2 protein-coding genes are annotated in these 1,806 nt (G+C 53.4%); both read left to right on the top strand.

Going from position 1 to position 1,806, the window contains the following annotated elements; translation table 11 throughout:
- The first annotated feature begins 98 nt into the window (after window positions 1–98).
- Window positions 99–1,016, top strand: a complete 918-nt coding sequence (locus tag ACFDR9_RS27570; protein WP_409033061.1) for a hypothetical protein — start codon at window positions 99–101, stop codon at window positions 1,014–1,016.
- Window positions 1,017–1,019: 3 nt separating this feature from the next.
- Window positions 1,020–1,805: a T6SS immunity protein Tli4 family protein gene (locus ACFDR9_RS27565; protein ID WP_409033060.1), complete on the top strand. Its 786-nt coding sequence runs from the start codon at window positions 1,020–1,022 to the stop codon at window positions 1,803–1,805.
- The last annotated feature ends 1 nt before the right edge of the window (window position 1,806 follow it).

Genomic DNA, 1,806 nt, shown 5'->3' with positions numbered 1-1,806 from the left:
CACTGGCCGCGCCCTACCTCACTGGCATGTCAAGCTTTTTATTGTATTTCGCTCTACTTTTAAAGAAAAATTCTTAACTTGGGTGGATTGCCCACAGCATGGGCGGCTTGCTGGCCCGCGCGCTGATTCACCCCAGCTACGGCAACTTGTTGAACGACGCGACCGTGAAGGTATTGGGCATCTATCACAACGTCATGCCGACAATCGGGGCCGCCGGTGCGTACAAGCGGATGCGTTTCGGCTTCCAGGAAAAGGACGGGATGGTCGCCGAAACCGAGGCAGAGATACTCGGAATCAACGGCCAGCACGCGACGGCGATCTTGGCCAATGCTCCGGCGCCGCTGGAAATGATGCCGGGCGGCGCCTATGGGCCGCACTGGCTGAAAGTGGTCGACGGCGTCGGCAAGTTATTGGCCAGTTGGCCCAATGAAAAGGGAAGTGCGTTGGACAGCATATACTTGCAACCGCCGACGGCGTGGTGGCGTTTGCTGAATCCGCTGTGGGTGAATCCGGGGAACGTGCAAGAGGTCAGGGGGGGAGGCATTGAAAAGGTTAAGGACCGAATTGCCAAAGCCGGTATTTTTCTTCAATCAATCGAGAAAACGTTTCACCCGACTTCTACTTATGCGAGTTACTGCGCCTCGCCGGCACGTCAGAGTTACGGCGAGGTTGTCTTCAAGGTAATCGGCAGCACGGGTAGCAATGTCGACTCGGCTGGCCGCACCATTCCTTGGCCGCATCCGGAAAGCTGGATCTTGTTGAGCGATGACGCGAAGAGCACGCTCACCGTTCAGGCGGGTCACCGCGTGCTGACTCTGAAGTTGCAACCGGCCAATGCAGCAGGTGACGAAACTGTGCCATCGAATCGTTCTGCCCGGCACATTGCCGGTACGCTGTTCGAGCATGGCGAAGAAGGCAAAGGATATGAACATCAAAGCAGCTACGCCGACACCCAAGTGCTTGCTTCCATGGTGTATTCCATCGTGCAGATCGCCAAAACTGCGAAATGGCCGTAATCCATGACAGACACCTTACGCAAATATGCGCGCCCTCATGGCGTCGCGATCTTAATTCTTGCCTTGTTACAGGCTTGTACACCCAGTTATTCATACAAGGAAGACGCTGTGCCCGAAACCGTAAAACTGAGCGGACGCCTGCAAACGCTCTTCGCCAAAACCAAACTGGTCTGCTTCGGCCGTTATGCGCTGGAGGTGCCGCTGGAGGCGCAACTAATCATGGGGCCGGTTTGGTTTCCAGCAGACGTTAATGTCATCAATGGCGGGCTGGAAGCTGTTAAGCTGCGCGTTTTGGATGATATTAAAAAAATAAAACTGGAAGACCAGGAAGCCGAAATAACATACAACGGAAAAGGCCCCGTTGAGGCAAGTTGGCAAATTCGATATTACGGGGATGTGTATGATAAGCAGCGTGGTTCTTTAAGTTTCAATACTTATGTTAATAAGGGGGATGTCACGTTTATTATTATGGACATTGTAAGTCGGAAAACTGAAGGTAAGAGAGACACGGAGGAGGCGGCGACTAGCAGGCAGGCCCAGCTTGCAAAAAACGTGCGGTTGCGTATGTCCGAAGAGGTTCCGGACGAGGACGGATTTTGCTTTGGGAACGGATTCATTTCTGATAAATCGTATAGCGGTCAGGAAACGGCCAGTGCTGGAATTTACCTTCCTAGCTTTCCGGACGTAACTTTTTCAGTGACTGTTCAGCCGCTATGCGGCAAGCGGGATAGGATTACCGTTGAAGGCCCGGAGCAGAACCTCAAGCATGCCATGGCCTTGCTTGCGTAGC

It is taken from the genome of Janthinobacterium sp. CG_23.3, assembly GCF_046115965.1.
Lineage (GTDB): Bacteria > Pseudomonadota > Gammaproteobacteria > Burkholderiales > Burkholderiaceae_D > Janthinobacterium.
The sequence above is the reverse complement of the archived record's forward strand: the minus strand, read 5'-3'. Positions and strand labels throughout refer to the sequence as shown.